The organism is Burkholderia latens (assembly GCF_001718795.1).
In the GTDB taxonomy this organism is placed as follows: Bacteria; Pseudomonadota; Gammaproteobacteria; order Burkholderiales; family Burkholderiaceae; genus Burkholderia; species Burkholderia latens_A.
Map to the genome: position 1 here is coordinate 853,262 of NZ_CP013438.1, position 17,719 is coordinate 870,980.

A 17,719-nucleotide genomic window follows, 5' to 3' on the forward strand; every position below is an offset into this window, starting at 1 on the left:
CGGACATTTCGGCGTGTCGGCCTCTGCGATACTCGGCTCGTGCCCGTGGTGCCGGGCCGCCCCTCGCGGCCCCAAGGGCTTCGCGTCGCTCAGGAGACACCCCCCGCGACGTCAACGACAGACCGAAAGCGTCAGATAACCAGCCATGTCTTCTTCACGCATCCTTGCTCCCGCCCTGCGTTCGCTCGTCCGCACCGCCGACGAAGCCGCCGCGTTGATCCGTCCCGGCATGACCGTCGCGATGAGCGGCTTCACCGGCTCGGGGTACCCGAAGGCCGTGCCGGCCGCGCTCGCTGCGCACATCGAAGCCGCCCACGCGCGCGGCGAGGACTTCCGGATCAACGTGCTGACCGGCGCATCGACGGCGCCCGAACTCGACGGCGCGCTCGCCCGCACCGACGGCATCTCGATGCGTCTGCCATACCAGTCGGACCCGACGCTGCGCGACAAGATCAACAGCGGCGAAGTCGATTACCAGGACGTCCACCTGAGCCACGTCGCGCAATATGCGTGGTTCGGCCTGTACGGCGAACTCGACGTCGCGATCGTCGAAGTCGCGGGCATCCGCGAGGACGGTCTGCTGATTCCGTCCGCGTCGATCGGCAACAACAAGACGTGGCTCGAGCAGGCCACGCACGTGATCCTCGAGGTGAACTCGCGTCAGCCGCTCGGCCTCGACGGGATGCACGACATCTATTACGGCACCGCGCTGCCGCCGCATCGCAAGCCGATTCCGCTGACGAAAAGCGACGACCGGATCGGCGAGCCGTACCTGCGGTGCCCGGCCGACAAGATCGTCGCGATCGTCGAGACCGACGCGCCGGATCGCAGCAACGCGTTCTCCGCGCCGGACGCGACGTCCAAGCAGATCGCGCTGCAGCTGATCGACTTCCTGCGTCACGAAGTGAAGCGCGGCCGCCTGCCCGAAAACCTGCTGCCGCTGCAGTCGGGCGTCGGCAACATCACGAACGCGGTGCTCGCAGAGCTGAGCTCGGCCGGCTTCTCGAACCTCACCGCGTACACCGAGGTGATCCAGGACGGCATGCTCGACCTGCTCGACGACGGCACGCTGCGCTTTGCGTCGGCCACCGCGCTGTCGCTGAGCCCGGCGGCCGTGCAGCGTTTCGCCGACGAGATCGCGACGTTCCGCGAAAAGATCCTGCTGCGCCCGCAGGAGATCAGCAACCATCCGGAACTCGTGCGCCGCCTCGGCTGCATCGCGATGAACGGCATGATCGAGGCCGACATCTACGGCAACGTGAATTCGACGCACGTGATGGGGACGAAGATCCAGAACGGCATCGGCGGCTCCGGCGACTTCGCGCGCAACGGCTACCTGTCGTGCTTCATGTCGGCCAGCACCGCGAAGGGCGGCGCGATTTCGCGGATCGTGCCGATGGCGAGCCACGTCGACCACACCGAGCACGACGTCGCGGTGGTCGTCACCGAGCAGGGGCTCGCCGACCTGCGCGGTCTGTCGCCGAAGCAGCGCGCGCGCAAGATCATCGCGACCTGCGCGCATCCGGACTACCGGCCGATGCTCGAAGACTACTTCGAGCGCGCGTCGCGCGAGAGCTTCGGCAAGCACACGCCGCACCTGCTCGCCGAGGCGCTGTCGTGGCACGAGCGTTACGTGCGCACCGGGACGATGAAGGTCTGAACGGCCATGCGCGCGGGCGCATGCCTTCACGCCGGACGAGCACGCACATTCGTCCGGCTGCAGGGCTGACTGCGCGGCGGCCCGATTGACGGCGGCGAGGGGCTGCGGTACCGGCTTGCCGCTGCCGAACGATCAGTGACCGCCGGCCGTCGACCGACAGGATGCGCAACAGGAACCCGGGCGGGGCAGTCGCGGGCCTCCGGCCGGAACGGTCGCGCGCCGACGCCAGCGGCAAACAAGTCGTCGCGGGCAGGTCCGTGACGGCCGGGCTTGTGCCGAAAAAGTCGAACGACTATCTTGCACCTTCAAGTTCACTTGAGGTCAAGCATGAGCCGACTGGACATCGCCGATGTCGCGCGTCGCACGGGATTGCCCGCGTCGACATTGCGCTATTACGAGGAAAAGGGATTGATTATGCCGGCCGGTCGCCACGGGCTGCGCCGGCAGTACGACGAGTCGGTGCTGGAGCGGCTGGCGCTGATCGCGCTCGGCCGCGAGGCCGGTTTTTCTCTGGACGACATGCTTGCGATGTTCGGCGCCGACGGCCGGCCCGCGATCGATCGCACGAAGCTCGACGACAAGGCCGACGAACTCGACCGCACGATCCGCCGGCTTGGCGCGGTGCGCGACGCGCTGCGCCATGCGGCCGTGTGTCCGGCGCCGAGCCATCTCGAGTGTCCGTCGTTTCGGAAGTTGCTCAGAATCGCCGCGCATCGCCATCCGGCGCGGCGAGCGAAGCGGGAGCGCGCTTGACACGGCCGCGGGCACAGCGGCGTCGGGCGCACGCCGTGGCGCGGTCAGCCCGCGTAATACACGCGGCATTCCATTTCGCGTCCGCGCACGATCCGCTTGCCGACGAGGGAGCCGAGCGTGCCGGTGACGACGGTCCGCTGATGCTCGCATTGCAATGCATCGTAGAAGTAGAGGGCGACCCAGTCGGCGGTGCGGCCGGACTCCTGCGCGCGCGCGGGATACGGGCACATTGCGGTGAAATGCCAGCCGCCCTTCGTCATGTGCATCACGGGCGGCGACACGCTGACATCCGCGTTCAACCGCCGCGACACGAGCGTGGGCAGCGTGCCTGCGGCAGCCTTGTTGCGGTACAGCCGGTCGATGTACAGCAGCAGCTCGACCGGCGGCTCGGTGCCGAGATCGGCGCCGCGCGCGTGACCTTGCCAGCGCCGGCGGCGCGTCAGTACATCGTCGAGCGCGGCGCGGATGCCGGCCGCGCGCCGCGGGCCGACGCCCGCAATCGCCTCGAGCTGGCCGCTGCGGGCCGCGCGTTCGAGTTCCTCGAGCGTGTCGATGTGCAATTCATCGTGAATTCGCAGTGCGAGCGCGTGACCGATGCCCGGTACGGCTTCGAACGCCGACGTGCGTTCCGCGTCGCCGCGCAGGCGGTCGAGCAGCCGCCAGCGTCCGGTCACCAGCAGCTCGGCGATCGCTTGCGCGACGCCCATGCCAATCTCCGGCAGTGCGCCAAGCGTGTCGACGCCGCCCGCGTCGAACAACGGACGGAGACCGCCGTCCAGCGACTCGATCGTGTTGGCCGCCGTGCGGTATGCGGCTGCCCGATAAGGGTTCGCACCCTGGTCGGCGAGCAGCTCCGCGGCTTCGCGGAGACAGGCCGCGATCTGGCGGTTTTCCTCGTGCGTCTGGCTGAAGGTCGTCTGCATGGTGAGGGACCCGGAGAAGCGCAAACGGAATGGCCACGGCGAGCATCGCGCCGCTTTAGCCTGCATTTCAGCACATTGTCGCGGCAAGCGACGAGCAAAACTTGATGCGCGTCAATGGCAAACGTTGCACGTACGGAGCCGGGTCGCGCGCGTTCGTGCCGGTGGCGGCACGAACGCGCGACAGGTCACGCGTCGAGGAACGACTGCGCGCCCTCGGCTTCGGCGACCGTGCGCAGCGTCGCCAGCGCGCGCTTCTCGATCTGCCGCACGCGCTCGCGCGACATTCCGGCATCCTGCGCGATCGCGTCGTAGGTGTCGGGCTTCGCGCCGCCGAGGCCGAAGCGCCGGCGCAACACGTCGGCCTCGGCCGGGGTGACCGTGCGCAGCAGCGACGTCACGCACTCGCGCATGCGCGTATCCGCGAGGCGGTCGAACGGGCTGGCCGACGCGTCGTCCTCGATCAGGTCGACGAGGCCGGTGTCCGCGTCGGGCAGCGGCGTGTCGAGCGACAGCGGTTCGGCCGGCAGCGCGAGCACTGCACGCAGCTTGTCTTCGGCGAGGCCCGTTTCGGCCGCAAGCTCGGCTGGCGTCGCGCGCCGGCCGGTGCGTTGCCGGAAGCGCAGCGCATGCCGCTGCACGCGCTGATACTGGTCGCCGACATGCACCGGCACGCGAATCGTGCGCGAACGGTCTGCGACCGCGCGCGCAACCGACTGCCGAATCCACCACGTCGCGTAGGTGGAGAACTTGAAGCCGCGCCGGTATTCGAACTTCTCGATCGCGCGCATCAGTCCGAGACAGCCGTCCTGCACGAGGTCGGGCAGGTCGACGCCGCGGTTCAGATACTTGCGCGCGATCGACAGCACGAGCCGCAGGTTCGCTTCCAGCATCGCGCGCGTGCCGTCGCGCACCTTTTGCTGACCGTCGCTGAGCGCGGCGCCCAGCGCGCGGCGCGCGACCGCGTCGAAGCACGCGGCGTCGGGATCGATGGCGGCGTCCATGGACGCAGACGCGAGCGTGCGCACGACGCGGCTCGCGTCGTCGGCGGCCGATGCAACCCAGGGGAGCGATCCCAGCAGCGCGGCGAGCCGGTTGCGCGCGTCGCGGTATTCGTCGGTGCGGCAGCCGTGCGCGTGCAATGCGCGGCGTACGGCTGCGACCGCGGCCTGGAGCGCATCGTCGCGCGCGGGGGCCGGCAGCGTGTCGTTTTCTTCGTCGTCGAATGCGTCGCGTTCATCTCCAGCCGCGCCGGTTGCGCCCGTGGCGCCGCGGCGTGCGAGCAGCGTCTCGGCCGCGGCCGGATATCCGGCGAGCGCATGCAGGATCTGATGACGGCCCGTTTCGATTTCGCGCGCGAGCACGATTTCGTCCTCGCGCTTGAGCAGCGGCACCGCGTGGATGCGCCGCATGTACAGCGCGAGCGGATCGGTCGATGCGCTCGTGCCGCGCGTGAGATCGCCGAGCAGCGCACGGCCTTCGTCGAGCGTATCGCGATCGACGTCGACGGGCGCCGCGCCCGCGAACGGCGCCGGCGCGGCCGGTTCGTCGAGCACCGCGATGCCGATGTCCGCGAGCGCGGCGCGCACGACCTCCAGCGCGTCGGGGCTGTCGCTTTCCGGCGGCAGCGCGTCGACCAGGTCGGCGTGCGTCAGATAGCCCTGTTCGCCGGCGAGCGCCAGCAACTGGATGATCGGATCGAGGGGCGTGTCCGCCCGAAGCGTGGGGCGTGGCGTAGTCATGTCGATGGCGGCGTGAGCCGCATTCCTGTCTGGGCGGGCCGAAGCCCGCAGGTTTCAGGCCGCCGGGGGCCGCGAACACCCGTCCGCGCCGGTCAGTCTGACTCGATATTCAACGTGAGGGCAGTTGCGCCAACTTCAATGTCGGCGCGGCAGACGCCGAAGCACGCGACATGCCTGCACGGCCTGCCAGCTTCATGTCAACGCGGAAACAAAAAGTAACCGATCAAATCCGCGGAAATATGCAGCGGACGTAAGCTAGAGTCAGCGCGCGCGATGCAGCGCCGCCCCATGTTCCTGCGGAGCACGAAATGAACGCGATTTCCGGCACGCGAGCCCCCATGATGGTGCTGGCGACGCTTGCGCTGAGCGGCTGCTATTACACGAGCCCCTACGGCTATGCACCGTATTACGCACCCGTGCCTGCCACGGTCTCGCAGCGCGAGATGCCGGCGGCGCCGGCCGGCCCGGCTGCGGCCGCGTCGTCGCCGGCTGCCGCGCCCGCCGCGCCGCCTTCGGCCGACGATTATGCGTACGCGCCCGCGCCCGTTTATGCCGCGCCGGTTTACGTGCCTTACCCGGCCTACTACCCGGCATACTACCCCGGATGGTACGGGCCGCCCGTCACGATCGGGCTCGGCTTCTGGGGGCATTGGGGCGGCGGGTATCGTGGCGGGTACTGGCACCGTCCGTGGGGTGGCGGCCACTGGGGTGGCGGCCACGCGGGCGGCGGCCACCGACATTGACCGGCGCGCGGCCGCGCCGCGCGGGAGAGCACCATGAGCAATACCATCATCCGAAGTGTGTGCGTCGTGCTGTTCGGCATGGCCGCGTTGCCTGGCGTCGCCGACGCGCAGCGCAGCGCTTATACGAACTCGGCGGCCGACCTGTATGCGGGGCCCGCGCCCGACTATCCGGTCGTTGCGGAAATTCCACCGGGCACCGCGCTCGACGTGTTCGGCTGCCTGAGCGACTACTCGTGGTGCGACGTCGCGCTGCCGGGTGTGCGCGGCTGGATCGACGCGGAGCAACTCGACTATCCGTACCAGGGCAGCTACGTGCCGCTGCTCGAATACGGCGCGATCGTCGGCGTGCCGGTGACCGGGTTCGCGATCGGCGCGTACTGGGACCGCTATTACCGCAACCGGCCGTGGTTCCACGATCGCGACCGCTGGGAGCGGCGCGCGGAGCCGCGCATCGGCCCCGGCGGCATGCCGCCCGCATACGGACATCCGCAACCTGGCGGCCAGGTACCGCGCACGCCGGGCGGGGCGCCGCCCGCGCAGCATGACGCGCGGCCGTCGGCCACGCGCGGCGGGTGGAACGGCTCGAATCGCATGCCGGCCCCGCAAGCCGCACCTGCCGCGCCGGCTCCCGCGCCGACGCCCGGAGCGGGCGGCAATGTACGGGCGCCGGCGGCGGTCGCGCATCCCGCGCCCCCACAGGGCGCCGCGCCGCGGATGGCGCCGCCGCAGGGCAATCCTGGCGGCGGTTACGGTGGCAGGTCGCAAGGGGGCGGCAACAACGATGGCGGCCGTGGCGGCGTCCGCAGCGACGACTACCGCCGTTGACTGACGGCGCCGGTGCCGGACGAAAAAAAACCGCTCCGGAGAGCGGCTTCTGGAGTGGGCGCGGGCCGTTCGTGCGGCCCGCCGCCCGGCGTCAGTCGTCGAGCAGCGACAGGTCGCGCACGGCGCCCTTGTCGGCCGACATCACCAGCTTCGCATATGCCTTCAGCGCGGCTGACACCTTGCGCGGACGCGGTTGCGCCGGCTTCCAGCCCTTCGCGTTCTGCTCTTCGCGGCGGCGCGCGAGTTCCTCGTCCGACACCAGCACGTTGATCGTGCGGTTCGGGATGTCGATGCGGATCTTGTCGCCGTCACGCACGAGGCCGATCGCGCCGCCCGCCGCCGCTTCCGGCGAGCAGTGGCCGATCGACAGCCCCGACGTGCCGCCCGAGAAGCGGCCGTCCGTCAGCAGCGCGCATGCCTTGCCCAGGCCCTTCGACTTGATGTAGCTCGTCGGATACAGCATTTCCTGCATGCCGGGGCCACCCTTCGGGCCTTCGTAGCGCACGATCACCACGTCGCCGGCCTTGACCTTGTCGTTCAGGATGTTTTCGACCGCTTCGTCCTGCGACTCGGTCACGTGCGCGGAGCCTTCGAACACGAGGATGCTTTCATCGACGCCGGCCGTCTTCACGACGCAGCCGTCCAGCGCGATGTTGCCCGTCAGCACCGCGAGGCCGCCTTCCTTCGAGAATGCGTGCTCGTACGAGCGGATGCAGCCTTCGGCGCGATCGAGATCGAGGCTCGGCCAGCGCGTATTCTGGCTGAACGCGACCTGCGTCGGGATTCCGGCCGGGCCGGCCAGATAGAACGTGCGGACCGCTTCGTCTTCAGTGCGCACGATGTCCCACTGGTCGAGCGCATCCTTCAGCGTCGGCGCGTGCACGGTCGGCACGTCGGTGTGCAGCTTGCCGGCGCGGTCGAGCTCGCCGAGGATCGCCATGATGCCGCCTGCGCGGTGCACGTCCTCGATGTGGTACTTTTTCGTGTTCGGCGCGACCTTGCACAGCTGCGGCACGCTGCGCGACAGGCGATCGATGTCCTTCATCGTGAAGTCGATGCCGGCTTCCTGAGCGATCGCGAGCAGGTGCAGGATCGTGTTGGTCGAACCGCCCATCGCGATGTCGAGCGTCATCGCGTTCTCGAACGCCTTGAAACCGACCGAGCGCGGCAGCACGCGCATGTCGTCCTGCTCGTAGTACTGGCGGGTGAGTTCGACGATGCGGCGGCCGGCGCGCTTGAACAGTTGCTCGCGATCGGCATGCGTCGCGACGACCGTGCCGTTACCGGGCAGCGACAGGCCGAGCGCTTCGGTCAGGCAGTTCATCGAGTTCGCGGTGAACATGCCCGAGCACGAACCGCAGGTCGGGCATGCGGAGCGTTCGACTTCGGCGACGTCCGCATCCGAATACGACTGGTCGGCTGCGATTACCATCGCGTCGACGAGATCGAGCTTCTTCAGTTCGATGGCCTTGGTGACCGGGTTTGCGAGGCGCGTCTTGCCGGCTTCCATCGGGCCGCCCGATACGAAGATCACCGGAATGTTCAGGCGCATCGCGGCCATCAGCATCCCCGGCGTGATCTTGTCGCAGTTCGAGATGCACACCATCGCATCCGCGCAGTGCGCGTTCACCATGTACTCGACCGAGTCGGCGATGATGTCGCGGCTCGGCAGCGAATACAGCATGCCGTCGTGACCCATCGCGATGCCGTCGTCGACGGCGATCGTATTGAATTCCTTCGCGACGCCGCCCGCGGCTTCGATCTCGCGCGCGACGAGCTGGCCGAGATCCTTCAGGTGCACGTGCCCGGGCACGAACTGCGTGAACGAGTTGACGACGGCGATGATCGGCTTCGAAAAATCGTCGTCTTTCATGCCGGTGGCGCGCCACAGCGAGCGTGCACCTGCCATGTTGCGGCCGGCGGTGGAGGTTTTGGAACGGTATGTGGGCATTGTGATGGCTGAAGAAATATCGCGGAAAAGGGTCGAGGCACGGGAATAAAGGCCTCTCGCGCGCCCGTGCGAACAACCTCTTGAGCTGCGCCCTGGGCAAACCCGGCGATTATCCCACAGCCGCCGGGCGGGCGGCGGGCGCGGCGGGGGCGAGCGCCGCCGGTCGCGCGCCGGCGAAGCGCTCAAATGCCGAAGCCTGGGCCGACGCTGAGCCCGAGCCCAAGCACAAGCCCAAGCCCAAGCCCAAGCCCAAGCCCAAGCCCAAGCCCAAGCCCAAGCCCAAGCCCAAGCCCAAGCCCAAGCCCAAGCCCAAGCCCAAGCCCAAACCCGAGGCCAAACCCGAGGCCAAACCCGAGGCCAAACCCGAGGCCAAACCCGAGGCCAAACCCGAGGCCAAACCGCGCCGCTCGTTCGCGCGTCAGTCGAGCAGCGCCAGGATTTCGTCGTACAACGGCTTCGGAATGCGCACGCCGTTCGCGATGCTGCGCGCGCGCGCATCGAAGCGTCGCTGCGACGGCAGCCGTGCCCCTTGCCCGGTGATCGACGCGAACATCCGCTCGCCGCGCGCGAGGCCGGCGTCAAGTTCGTCGCCGAGGAACACCTTCGGGTCGAACGCGATCACGAGTTCGCCGTGGCACGGCGTCGCGCCGACGCCTTCGTCGAAGTCCATCGACTCCTGGCTCGTCATGTCGCCGATCAGCGCGCCGCCCAGGAGCTCGACCATCGCCGCGAGCGCCGATCCCTTGTGTCCGCCAAAGGTGCGCATCGCGCCCTGCAATGCCGCTTTCGGATCGGTGGTCGGGTGGCCGTCTGCGTCGATCGCCCAGTGCGGCGGGATCGGTTTGCCCAGTTTCGCGTGCAGTTCGATGTCGCCGCGCGCGATCGCGCTCGTCGCGAAGTCGAACACGAACGGCACGTCGCCCGGGCGTGGCCACGCGAACGCGATCGGGTTGGTGCCGAACACCGGTTCGCGCCCGCCTTCCGGCGCGACCCAGCTGTGGCTCGGGTTCATCGCGATACCGGCGAGCCCCTCGGCAGCGATCGCTTCGACTTCCGGCCACAGCGCCGAGAAGTGATAGCAATGGTTGATCGTCATCGCGGCGATGCCGTGCTGCTTCGCCATCTCGACGAGCACCGGCAGGCCGGTTTCGAAGCTCAGCAGCGAGAAGCCGCGATGCGCGTCGACCGCGACGATCGACGACGACAGCCTGCGCAGCGTCGGCACGGCCTGCGGGTCGACCTTGCCCTTCTTCAGCGAACGAACGCACACGAGCAGCCGGTAAACCCCGTGCGAATGACATTCGTCGCGCTGACCCTGCGTGATCACGCGCGCGATCGCCCGCGCGTGCGCATCCGACATCCCGTGGTGGGTCAGCACCCGCAGCGCGAGTGCATCGACCTCATCGAGCGACAGCGCGACTTCGGCGAGCGGCTCAGACATCGCGCGTTTCCCGCGGCGCCGGCACGCCGTCGATGCGTTGCGGCACGTTCAGCGGGTTGCCGTTGCGGATCGCTTCCGGCAGCAGCGCATCGGGCACGTCCTGGTACGACACCGGGCGCAGGAAACGCTCGATCGCCCGCGCACCGACCGACGTCGTGCGCGTGTCCGACGTGGCCGGGAACGGGCCACCGTGCACCATCGCGTGACCGACCTCGACACCGGTGCCGAAGCCGTTGACGAGAATCCGGCCGGCCTTGCGCTCGAGCGTCGGGCGCAGCGCGGCGAACAGCGCCGCGTCGCCATCGGCGAGATGCGCGGCGATCGTCAACTGGCCTTCGAGCGATTTCAGCACGCGATGCAGCGTGTCGGCATCCGGGCAGCGCACGATCAGCGACGCCGGGCCGAACACTTCGTCGCGCAGTTCGGGGTGCGCGACGAACGCATCGGCCGACGTCGCGAACAGGGCCGCGCGCGCCTGATAGCGGCCGCCTTCGACGCCTTCGGCGAGCAGTTCGACCGCGTCGTGTGCGCGCAGCGTTGCCACGCCTTGCGCATAACCCGCATGAATGTGCGGCGTGAGCATCGTTTGCGCGGCGGTTGCTCGCACGGCGGCGGCCGCCGCGGTTTCGAACGCGCGCAGCGCGGGGCCGTCGACGGCCAGTACGAGGCCAGGGTTCGTGCAGAACTGGCCGGCGCCGAGCGACAGCGACGCGACGAACTGCGGCGCGATCGTGTCGTGGCGCGCGTCGAGCGCGGCCGGGAACAGCAGCACAGGGTTGATCGAGCTCATTTCGGCATAGACGGGAATCGGCTCGTGGCGCGCGGCCGCGATGTTCATCAGCGCGACGCCGCCACGGCGCGAGCCGGTGAAGCCGACCGCCTTGATGCGCGGATCCGCGACGAGCGCCCGGCCGATGTCGCGCGACGTGTCGAACAGCAGCGAGAACACGCCGGCCGGCAGCCCGCATTCGCGCACGGCCTGCTGGATCGCGCGGCCGACGAGCTCGGAAGTGCCGGGATGCGCGGAATGCGCCTTGACGATCACCGGGCAGCCGGCCGCGAGTGCCGACGCGGTGTCGCCGCCAGCAACCGAGAACGCGAGCGGGAAGTTCGACGCGCCGAACACGGCGACCGGACCGATCGCGACGTTGCGCAAGCGCAGGTCGACGCGCGGCAGCGGCTTGCGGTCCGGGCGGGCCGGATCGATGCGTGCGTCGACGTAGCCGCCGTCGCGCACGAGCGACGCGAACAGCGCGAGTTGGCCGACCGTGCGGCCGCGTTCGCCTTCGATGCGCGCGCGCGGCAGGCCCGTTTCGGTCACGCAGCGCTCGATCAGGTCGTCGCCGAGCGCCAGGATGTTGCGGCCGATCGCGTCGAGAAACGCCGCGCGTTGCTCGGGGCTCGTCTCGCGATACGTGTCGAAGGCTTCGTCGGCGAGCGCGCAGGCTGTCTCCAGGTCGTGCATGGTCGCGCCGCCGAACGCGGGCTCGAGCGGCTCGCCGGTCGCGGCGGCGATCGCGTGCAGGGTGCCGTTCTGGCCGGTAATGGCCGACTGGCCGATCAGGAGCTGACCTGTGAGTTGCATGGTTTTCCTCGAAAAATGCGGGGCCGGGCGTCGTACGCCCGGCCGGGGTGAAATGGGGAAAGCGGGGGCGTCAGCCTTCGTCGTCTTCGAGCTGCAGCTTGTCCGAACGGATGCCGGTGTTGGCGCCCCAGTAGTAGATCGCGAGCGCGACGGCCGCGACGACGACCGTGTCGTACGGATGCGCGAGCTGGCCGGTGCCGCCGAAGCCGCCGAAGTAGGACAGCACGATCATCGCCGCGTAGAACGCGATCAGCCACGCGGACGAACGCACTTGTTCGGCGAGGCTCAGGTGCGCGGTCGGCACCCAGCGGCGGCATGCGAGATAGATCACGAACATCGTGATCTGCAAGCCGAGGAGCCAAGACACCGTGCTCCATCCCGACCAGTAGACGATCAGCGCGGCGATCACGAACGACGCGGGGCCGGTGATGCCGAACGCGACCGCGCGGAACGGCCGCGGCAGGTCGGGCGCGGTGCGGCGCAGCGCGGCGACCGACACGGGCGCGACCGCATAGCTCAACACGAGCGCCGCCGACACGATGTTGATCAGCGCTTCCCACGACGGGAACGGCATCGTCCAGAAGATCGCGAGGCCGAACGTGAGCCACAGGCCCGCGCGCGGGATGCCCGACGCTTCGTCGACGCGCGTGAACACCTTGAAGAACGTGCCCGTTTTCGCCCAGCCGTAGACGACGCGCGGCGTCGCGTTCATGTAGATGTTGCCGCAGCCGCTCGGCGAGATCATCGCGTCGGCCACGACCATCACCGCGAGCCAGCCGACACCGAGCGCGAGCGCGATGTCGCGGTACGGGAGCGAGAACGCCTTGCTGACGTCGTGCCAGCCGGCGGCCAGCATGTCGGTTGGAATGCTGCCGAGGAACGCGAGCTGCAGCAGCACGTAGATCAGCGTGGACAGCAGGATCGACAGGATCAGCGCGATCGGGATCGTGCGCTGCGGATTGCGCACTTCGCTCGCGACCGACACGATCGGTGTGAGGCCGAGATACGCGAAGATGATGCCACCGGCCGATACGGCCATCTCGATGCCCGGCATGCCGAACGGCGCGAAGCCGTGCACGGTCAGGTTCGCCGGCTTGAAGAACGTGAACAGCACCGCGATCACGGCCAGCGGCACGATGAACTTGAAGATGCTGATGATGTTGTTCGCCTTCGCGAACGTCTTCACGCTCGAATAGTTCAGGTAAAAGAAGAAGCACAGCAGCGCGGCCTGCACGAGCCAGCCGATCGCCGTCGGGTCGCTCGATCCGGTTTTGGTCAGCCCCGGAAACCATGCTGCCGCGTATTGCCGCGCAGCCACCACTTCGATCGCGATCAGGCTCGAAAACGCGATCAGCGTGATAAAGCCCATCAGGTAGCCGAGCAGCGGGCCGTGCGAGAACACCGGGTAGCGCACCACGCCGCCCGCGCGCGGCAGCGCGGCGCCGAGTTCGCAGTAGACGATGCCGAGCAGCAGCACCGCGAAGCCGCCGAGCAGCCACGAGAAGATGCCGGCAGGGCCGGCGATCGTCGATACGTGACTCGCGGCGAACAGCCAGCCCGAACCGAAGATCGCACCGAGGCCGATGAACGTGAGATCGGTCAGCGACAGTTGTTTCTTGAATGTGCCGTGCCCGCCGTCGGCGGACACGGAACGGGAAAGCGGGACGGACGGGTGGGTGTTGCCTTGGCCTGGCATGGGCTTGTCTCCTGGGAAATATCGGGCAGGCGGTATGCGCCGCGCTCCGACGGAGCAGCGGCGCAACACCTGCCGGCCGGCGTGCGGCCGGTTCGGGCGACCGGGCGGCCCGGAGCCCGTTCAAGCACGGCGTATCTGGCGCCGCGTCGAAGGGGCCGTGCGGGCCAAGCCGACCGGAAGTGACGATGCAACGGGGGGAAGCCGCCGCACCGCCGAGGGGAAATCGGTCAGCGGTTCACCGGCTTCGATTCTGCGTGGTGCGCGACGTTGAAAACGCCGGAAGCGCCCGGTACGAACCGGTTGCTGGCGGCGCGGAGAGCTCCGCTTCGCGGGATGCGTTTCGGTTCACTGCAATCTCCTGCTACGTGTCGGCCGACGACATGCGCGTCGACGTGCAACCAGTATCGCCGTGCAAACACGTATCACGCTTGAGCCGTATCGCAGAGCAAAATGACGAAATCGGCATAGTCGCCGGAAGGGTTCCGAAAGGCGCTCCGCACTATGCCGATTTCGTCGCCGCCTTCATCGAAAAGCCACAAGCGGACCGATGCGCGACGGAGGAAGCTATGCTCCTTTCCCCACTTCGGACGGCTCATGATGAAGCGCATTCAGATCATCGATTCGCACACCGGCGGCGAACCCACGCGGCTCGTCGTGTCCGGTTTCCCGTCGCTCGGCAACGGCACGATGGCCGAGCGTCGCGACGTGCTCGCGCGCGAGCACGATCGCTATCGCACCGCGTGCATCCTCGAGCCGCGCGGCAGCGATGTGCTGGTCGGCGCGCTGCTGTGCGAACCCGTATCGCCGGAAGCGGCGGCCGGCGTGATTTTCTTCAACAACAGCGGCTATCTCGGGATGTGCGGGCACGGTACGATCGGCGTCGTGCGCACGCTGCATCACATGGGCCGCATCGCGCCGGGCGTGCACCGGATCGAAACCCCGGTCGGCACCGTCGAGGCGACGCTGCACGACGACCTGTCGGTGAGCGTGCGCAACGTGCTCGCGTATCGCCATGCGAAGGATGTCGAAATCGACGTGCCGGGTTATGGCCGCGTGACAGGCGACATCGCGTGGGGCGGCAACTGGTTCTTCCTGATCAGCGATCACGGCCAGCGCGTGGCGGGCGACAACGTCGCCGCGCTGACCGCCTATTCGTCCGCGGTGCGCGCCGGCCTCGAACGCGCGGGGATCACCGGCGCGAACGGCGGCGAAATCGACCATATCGAACTGTTTGCGGACGATCCCGAGTGCGACAGCCGCAGCTTCGTGCTGTGTCCCGGCCACGCGTACGACCGCTCGCCGTGCGGCACGGGCACGAGTGCAAAGCTCGCGTGCCTCGCGGCCGACGGCAAGCTCGAGCCGGGCGTCGTATGGCGTCAGGCGAGCGTGATCGGCAGCGTGTTCCACGCGAGCTACGTTCATGCCGACGGCGGCATCGTGCCGACGATCCGCGGCAGCGCGCACTTGAGCGCGGAAGCGACGCTGCTGATCGAGGAAGACGACCCGTTCGGCTGGGGCATCGTGTCGTGAGCGAAACCTGCACCGACGTCGTCGTGATCGGCGCCGGCATCGTGGGCGCCGCGTGTGCGCATGAACTCGCGCAACGCGGGCTGCGCGTGCTCGTCGTCGACGACGCGAGCGGCGGCGCGACCGGCGCCGGCATGGGGCATCTCGTCGCGATGGACGACAACGCGGCCGAGCTCGCGCTGAGTCATTACTCGATCGGACTGTGGCGCGCGCTCGCCGGCGAGATGCCCGAAGGCTGCGCATACCGCAACTGCGGCACGCTGTGGCTCGCGGCCGATTCCCACGAGATGGACCTCGCGCGTGCGAAGCAGGCGACGCTCGCCGCCCACGGCGTCGCGGGCGAGCTGATCGATGCGGCGACGCTTGCGCAGCTCGAGCCGATGCTGCGCGCCGGCCTCGGCGGCGCGCTGAGGATTCCCGGCGACGCAATTCTTTATGCGCCCGTCGCCGCGAGCTGGCTGCTGCAGCGTGCGCCGGGCATCACGTTGCGCCGCGAGCGCGCGGTGGCGATCGACGGCCCCAACGTGACGCTTGCGCGCGGCGACACGCTGCGCGCGCAGCGCGTCGTCGTCGCGAACGGCGTTGCCGCACGCGCGTTGTTGCCCGAATTGCCGCTGCGCCCGAAGAAGGGGCATCTGCTGATTACCGACCGCTATCCAGGACAGGTATCGCACCAGCTCGTCGAGCTCGGCTATGCGGCGAGCGCGCATGCGAGCGACGGCACGTCGGTCGCGTTCAACGTGCAACCGCGGCCGACGGGCCAGCTGCTGATCGGCTCGTCGCGCCAGTTCGACACCGAGGACGCACGCGTCGAGCCGCCGGTGCTCGCACGCATGCTGCGCCGCGCGGCCGGCTATCTCCCTGATCTGGCCGACCTGAACGCAATCCGCTCGTGGACGGGATTTCGTTCCGCGAGCCCCGACGGCTTGCCGCTGCTCGGCGAACATCCGGCCCGGCCGGGCGTGTGGCTCGCGGTCGGGCATGAAGGGCTCGGCGTGACGACCGCGCCGGGCAGTGCGCGGCTCGTTGCCGCGCTGATGACGGGCGAGCGGCCGCCCATCGACATCGAACCGTATTTGCCGGGACGTTTCCTGGCGACGTCCACCGTAGCCGGAGCGCTGACATGAAACAACCCCTACGCTCACTCCGTTCGCTGCCCTCCGCGGGTGCGGCCACGCGGAGGATGACATGATCATTCATCTGGACGGCCGTGCGCTGACGGTGGCCGATGGGGCGACCGTCGCGGCGGCCATCGCCGCCAGCGGCGACGACACGACGCGTGTGTCATGTACCGGAGCGGCGCGCGCGCCGTTTTGCGGTATGGGCGTTTGCCAGGAATGCAGGATGACGATAGATGGCCGCCGCCGTTTGGCTTGCCAGACGCTGTGCCGCGACGGGATGCAGGTGGAGCGGACGCGATGAGCACGGCGAAACAGGAACGACTGAGCGTCGACGTCGCGATCGTCGGCGCGGGTCCGGCCGGGCTGTCGGCCGCGCGGGCAGCCGCGCGAAGCGGCGCCACGATCGCGATCGTCGACGACAATCCGCGCGCGGGCGGCCAGATCTGGCGCCAGGCGGCCAACGCGACGCCGGCGCCCGCCGCGGCGGAACGCGTCGCGGTGCTGCGGCAGCCGAACGTCACGCATCTCGCGGGCACGCGAATCGTCGCGGAAACGCAGCCGGGCACGCTGCTGCTCGAGGACGACGAACGCGGATTTTTGCTCGAATTCCGCACGCTGATCGTCTGCTGCGGCGCGCGCGAGCTGCTGCTGCCATTCCCGGGCTGGACGCTTCCTGGCGTGACGGGCGCGGGCGGCCTTCAGGCGCTAATCAAGTATGGCCTCGACGTACGCGGGCAGCGCACGGTGATCGCGGGGAGCGGGCCGTTGCTGCTCGCGAGCGCGGCGACGGCCAGACAGGCCGGTGCGCAGGTGTCGCACGTGCTCGAACAGGCAACGTACGGCGATGTCGCCGGTTTCGGCGCGGCGCTGTGGCGCTGGCCGTCGAAGCTAACGCAGGCCGCGAAGCTCGTCACGGCCGCGTACCGGCCCAACGCATACGTCGTCGAAGCGTTCGGCGACAAACGGCTCGAACACGTGCGGATCCGGCAGGGCGAGCGCGAGTTCGATGTCGACTGCGACCGGCTTGCGTGCGGCTTCGGCCTCGTGCCGAACACCGTGCTGCCTAGCCATCTCGGCTGCCGGATCGAGAACGGTGCGGTCGTGGTCGATGCGCACCAGCGTACGAGCCGCGACGGCTGTTTCGCGGCGGGCGAGTGCACAGGTGTCGGCGGCGGCGAACTCGCGATGGTCGAAGGCGAGATCGCCGGCTGCGCGGCAACGGGGCAGACGCAATCCCTCGCTGCGCTGATTGCGCGGCGCGCGCACTGGCACGCGTTCGCGGATGCGGTGCGCGAGCGCTTCGCGATTCGCGAGCCGATCCGCCGGCTTGCGCGACCGGATACGCTGCTGTGCCGGTGCGAGGATGTGCGTTTCGACGCGGTCGCAGACGCCGTCACAGAGGCAGTCACAGACGCGCCCATGCCCGCGCCCGATTGGACGGCCGCGAAACTGCAGACGCGGTGCGGGATGGGTGCATGCCAAGGCCGCGTGTGCGGCGCGGCCGCGCAGGTGCTGTTTGGCTGGACGCTGCCGGCGCCACGCACGCCGCTCGTGCCGGCACGAGTGGGCACGATGATGCTGGACGGTACCGCGTGTGGCGACCGCGTTTGATGTGCGACGGCGAGGCGGCACTCGCCGCTTCGCCGGTCGTTCAACCGTCACTTTCTTCGATCCGGCCATCTGCGGCATCGCCCCGGTAGGCAGAGATCCGTGCGCGGCGTTGCGCTTCAACGGACGCGTTCGCGCGAATCAACG

General features: G+C 69.0%; 14 protein-coding genes. 8 read left to right on the forward strand and 6 right to left on the reverse strand.

Annotated elements, in window-relative coordinates; all coding sequences use genetic code 11:
* Positions 1-145: 145 nt before the first annotated feature.
* Entirely contained in the window at positions 146-1,660 is a 1,515-nt protein-coding gene (locus WK25_RS23190; RefSeq protein WP_069242855.1) for an acetyl-CoA hydrolase/transferase family protein, read from the forward strand.
* A gap of 327 nt (positions 1,661-1,987) precedes the next feature.
* Positions 1,988-2,413: a helix-turn-helix domain-containing protein gene (locus WK25_RS23195; protein WP_059546673.1), complete on the forward strand. Its 426-nt coding sequence runs from the start codon at positions 1,988-1,990 to the stop codon at positions 2,411-2,413.
* 44 nt (positions 2,414-2,457) lie between these two features.
* On the opposite strand, the gene WK25_RS23200 is transcribed toward WK25_RS23195, so the two are convergent.
* Positions 2,458-3,336, reverse strand: coding sequence for a helix-hairpin-helix domain-containing protein (locus WK25_RS23200; protein ID WP_069242856.1), 879 nt, complete (start codon positions 3,334-3,336; stop codon positions 2,458-2,460).
* A gap of 185 nt (positions 3,337-3,521) precedes the next feature.
* Positions 3,522-5,075, reverse strand: a complete 1,554-nt coding sequence (locus WK25_RS23205) for a sigma-70 family RNA polymerase sigma factor (protein ID WP_069242857.1) — start codon at positions 5,073-5,075, stop codon at positions 3,522-3,524.
* A 308-nt stretch (positions 5,076-5,383) separates the two neighbouring features.
* Between WK25_RS23205 and WK25_RS23210 the strand changes: the two genes are divergently transcribed.
* The gene (locus WK25_RS23210) at positions 5,384-5,818 is read left to right on the forward strand and encodes a hypothetical protein (RefSeq protein ID WP_040139611.1); all 435 of its coding nucleotides are present in this window, start codon (positions 5,384-5,386) and stop codon (positions 5,816-5,818) included.
* Positions 5,819-5,851: 33 nt separating this feature from the next.
* Entirely contained in the window at positions 5,852-6,643 is a 792-nt protein-coding gene (locus tag WK25_RS23215; RefSeq protein ID WP_069242858.1) for an SH3 domain-containing protein, read from the forward strand.
* Positions 6,644-6,734: 91 nt separating this feature from the next.
* Here the strand turns inward: WK25_RS23215 and ilvD are convergent, their stop codons facing one another.
* From ilvD to WK25_RS23240, 4 genes are all read right to left on the reverse strand, one after another.
* Positions 6,735-8,594 carry a dihydroxy-acid dehydratase gene (ilvD, locus tag WK25_RS23220; RefSeq protein ID WP_069242859.1) on the reverse strand — a complete coding sequence of 620 codons (1,860 nt, stop codon included), beginning with the start codon at positions 8,592-8,594 and terminating at the stop codon, positions 6,735-6,737.
* A gap of 418 nt (positions 8,595-9,012) precedes the next feature.
* A complete protein-coding gene (locus WK25_RS23230; protein ID WP_040139614.1) occupies positions 9,013-10,035 on the reverse strand; it encodes an Ldh family oxidoreductase in 1,023 nt (340 codons plus the stop codon).
* Entirely contained in the window at positions 10,028-11,620 is a 1,593-nt protein-coding gene (locus WK25_RS23235) for an aldehyde dehydrogenase (NADP(+)) (RefSeq protein ID WP_069242860.1), read from the reverse strand. Before WK25_RS23235 ends, WK25_RS23230 begins: the two co-directional genes overlap by 8 nt.
* A gap of 70 nt (positions 11,621-11,690) precedes the next feature.
* The gene (locus tag WK25_RS23240; protein ID WP_069242861.1) at positions 11,691-13,316 is read right to left on the reverse strand and encodes an APC family permease; all 1,626 of its coding nucleotides are present in this window, start codon (positions 13,314-13,316) and stop codon (positions 11,691-11,693) included.
* Between the two features lie 597 nt (positions 13,317-13,913).
* Between WK25_RS23240 and WK25_RS23250 the strand changes: the two genes are divergently transcribed.
* The 4 genes from WK25_RS23250 (at position 13,914) to WK25_RS23265 (ending at position 17,575) form a co-directional block, all read left to right on the forward strand.
* On the forward strand, positions 13,914-14,846 hold the full coding sequence (locus WK25_RS23250; protein WP_059547400.1) for a 4-hydroxyproline epimerase: 933 nt from the start codon (positions 13,914-13,916) through the stop codon (positions 14,844-14,846).
* Positions 14,843-15,970, forward strand: coding sequence for an NAD(P)/FAD-dependent oxidoreductase (locus tag WK25_RS23255; RefSeq protein WP_040139618.1), 1,128 nt, complete (start codon positions 14,843-14,845; stop codon positions 15,968-15,970). The genes WK25_RS23250 and WK25_RS23255 overlap by 4 nt, the downstream gene beginning before the upstream one ends.
* Before the next feature lie 61 nt (positions 15,971-16,031).
* Positions 16,032-16,265, forward strand: a complete 234-nt coding sequence (locus tag WK25_RS23260) for a 2Fe-2S iron-sulfur cluster-binding protein (protein WP_040139619.1) — start codon at positions 16,032-16,034, stop codon at positions 16,263-16,265.
* On the forward strand, positions 16,262-17,575 hold the full coding sequence (locus tag WK25_RS23265; protein WP_069242862.1) for an NAD(P)/FAD-dependent oxidoreductase: 1,314 nt from the start codon (positions 16,262-16,264) through the stop codon (positions 17,573-17,575). Before WK25_RS23260 ends, WK25_RS23265 begins: the two co-directional genes overlap by 4 nt.
* Positions 17,576-17,719 lie beyond the last annotated feature (144 nt).

Bases quoted from the DNA above. Each gene is read 5' to 3' on its own strand.
- WK25_RS23240 (WP_069242861.1), bottom strand. From the start codon at position 13,316: ATGCCAGGCCAAGGCAACACCCACCCGTCCGTCCCGCTTTCCCGTTCC.
- WK25_RS23200 (WP_069242856.1), bottom strand. From the start codon at position 3,336: ATGCAGACGACCTTCAGCCAGACGCACGAGGAAAACCGCCAGATCGCG.
- WK25_RS23235 (WP_069242860.1), bottom strand. From the start codon at position 11,620: ATGCAACTCACAGGTCAGCTCCTGATCGGCCAGTCGGCCATTACCGGC.
- ilvD (WP_069242859.1), bottom strand. From the start codon at position 8,594: ATGCCCACATACCGTTCCAAAACCTCCACCGCCGGCCGCAACATGGCA.
- WK25_RS23230 (WP_040139614.1), bottom strand. From the start codon at position 10,035: ATGTCTGAGCCGCTCGCCGAAGTCGCGCTGTCGCTCGATGAGGTCGAT.
- WK25_RS23205 (WP_069242857.1), bottom strand. From the start codon at position 5,075: ATGACTACGCCACGCCCCACGCTTCGGGCGGACACGCCCCTCGATCCG.
- WK25_RS23215 (WP_069242858.1), top strand. From the start codon at position 5,852: ATGAGCAATACCATCATCCGAAGTGTGTGCGTCGTGCTGTTCGGCATG.
- WK25_RS23250 (WP_059547400.1), top strand. From the start codon at position 13,914: ATGAAGCGCATTCAGATCATCGATTCGCACACCGGCGGCGAACCCACG.
- WK25_RS23210 (WP_040139611.1), top strand. From the start codon at position 5,384: ATGAACGCGATTTCCGGCACGCGAGCCCCCATGATGGTGCTGGCGACG.
- WK25_RS23190 (WP_069242855.1), top strand. From the start codon at position 146: ATGTCTTCTTCACGCATCCTTGCTCCCGCCCTGCGTTCGCTCGTCCGC.
- WK25_RS23195 (WP_059546673.1), top strand. From the start codon at position 1,988: ATGAGCCGACTGGACATCGCCGATGTCGCGCGTCGCACGGGATTGCCC.
- WK25_RS23265 (WP_069242862.1), top strand. From the start codon at position 16,262: ATGAGCACGGCGAAACAGGAACGACTGAGCGTCGACGTCGCGATCGTC.
- WK25_RS23260 (WP_040139619.1), top strand. From the start codon at position 16,032: ATGATCATTCATCTGGACGGCCGTGCGCTGACGGTGGCCGATGGGGCG.